This is a genomic window from Mesorhizobium sp. M7A.F.Ca.AU.002.02.1.1, from assembly GCF_003998535.1.
GTDB classification, from domain to species: Bacteria; Pseudomonadota; Alphaproteobacteria; order Rhizobiales; family Rhizobiaceae; genus Mesorhizobium; species Mesorhizobium ciceri.
Window position 1 is genome coordinate 1 of sequence record NZ_RZPB01001070.1, and the last position, 1,628, is coordinate 1,628.

3 protein-coding genes are annotated in these 1,628 nt (G+C 62.0%); all 3 read right to left on the bottom strand.

The genetic code is table 11. The annotated features are described in order from the left end of the window. A partial coding sequence (locus EN879_RS35075) for a ribosome recycling factor (RefSeq protein ID WP_127274669.1) occupies positions 1–210 on the bottom strand: 210 nt, incomplete at its 3' end. 92 nt (positions 211–302) lie between these two features. Then, complete coding sequence (gene pyrH, locus EN879_RS35080) at positions 303–1,025, bottom strand: UMP kinase (protein WP_013531760.1); 723 nt, start codon at positions 1,023–1,025, stop codon at positions 303–305. A 147-nt stretch (positions 1,026–1,172) separates the two neighbouring features. Next, positions 1,173–1,628 (bottom strand): aldo/keto reductase (locus EN879_RS35085; RefSeq protein WP_164774806.1); only part of this gene is annotated, 456 nt, incomplete at its 5' end.

Sequence of the window (1,628 nt, forward strand, 5' to 3'; positions counted from 1 at the left end):
GTCCCATACCGATACCGAGATCATGCGCGGCTCCGGCACCGAGACGTTGGCGACCTGGTTGATCGGCATGGTGGTGCCATAGGCCTGCACCTGGATCGCATCAAGCAGATTGCTGGAGGCGCGACCGGTCCGCAGCGAAGCCAGATCATGCTTGAACGCGGCGATGGCCCCATCCATGCGCCGCTTGAGATCGTCGTACTCACCACTCATCTTTATCTCCTCGACCCGTCTAATGCGGGCTCACTGCTCCGTCTTCGAATCGGACCTTCGAAAACCGGTTTCCCTTCGAGCCTGGCCGCCGATCAATCGTCCGCGACGACCGTGCAGCGGCCGCCGCCCCTCAGAATATCGCCGAAACCACCTTTTTCGTGGATCGAATAGACGATTATCGGAATGTTGTTTTCGCGCGCAAGTGCAATCGCTGCAGTATCCATGATGGAAAGGCCGCGATTTATGACTTCGCCATGGCTGATGCGCTCGAAACGCGTCGCATTCGGGTCCTTCTTCGGGTCCGCCGAGTAGACGCCGTCGACCTGAGTGCCCTTGAACAGTGCGTCGGCGCCGATTTCAGCCGCGCGGAGGGCGGCGGCCGAATCAGTGGTGAAGAACGGATTACCGGTGCCGCCGGCGAAGATCACCACCTTGCCCTGGTTCATGTAGGCAGTCGCCTGGCGCTGCGAAAAGCTCTCGCAAAGTTCGGGCATGGCGATCGCCGAAAGCACCACGGCGTCGACGCCGATCTTGTTCAACGACGTGCGCAGCGCCAGCGAGTTGATCACCGTGGCAAGCATGCCCATGTGGTCGCCGGTGACACGGTCGCCGCCCTTGGAGGCAACGGCCACGCCGCGAAAGATGTTGCCGCCGCCGATGACGACACCGACCTCGATGCCCAATGCACGCGCCTCGGCGATGTCGCCGGCGATGCGATCCACCACTGAAACGTCGATGCCGAAATGCTGCTCGCCCATCAACGCTTCGCCCGACGCTTTCAACAAGACACGTCGGTAGAGGGGCTTCACCGTCATCTGGGCCTCTTCATTTGCATGTGGCGCGTTTCGGTGGCTACCCTCGCGCAGGCGCCGCCTCGAAACAATGGCGTTCCGATACACGAAGGGCGCCGCGATGTCACGCGGCGCCCAAACGGCAAATTCGCCGGTTTCCTGTCCCATCAATCAATTGGTGGACACGCTGGCCGACTCTCCTTCGATAAGCACCGGTGACACGTAGTTGGAGGGCTTGTCGCCGGTTGTCGCGCCGCCGGTGACGCGCGCCTGTATCTGCGCGCCGAAATAGGAATAGGGAAACGGCGCTGGAGTTCTGCTGACCCTCTCCAGCCGGTCGCGATGCGCTTTCGGAATCTCGAAATCCAGCGCGCCAAGATTGTCCTGCATTTGGCTGAGCGTCGTCGCACCGAGAATGACGGTCGCGATCCCCGGCTGCGTCGCTACCCAGTTGAGCGCGACCTGAGGCATGCTGCGGCCGATCTCGGATGCGACCTTCTCGAGTTCGGCCACGATAGCCCAGTTGCGTTGCGTGAACTTTTGGAACCCCGGATGCGTCGAGTTGCGAAATCCGTCGAGCCGGCCCGCGGTTCCGGCCTGAGCCGGCCGATACTTGCCGCTCAGCAG

Coding starts and splice junctions, on each gene's coding strand:
- pyrH (WP_013531760.1), bottom strand. CDS start 1,025: ATGACGGTGAAGCCCCTCTACCGACGTGTCTTGTTGAAAGCGTCGGGC.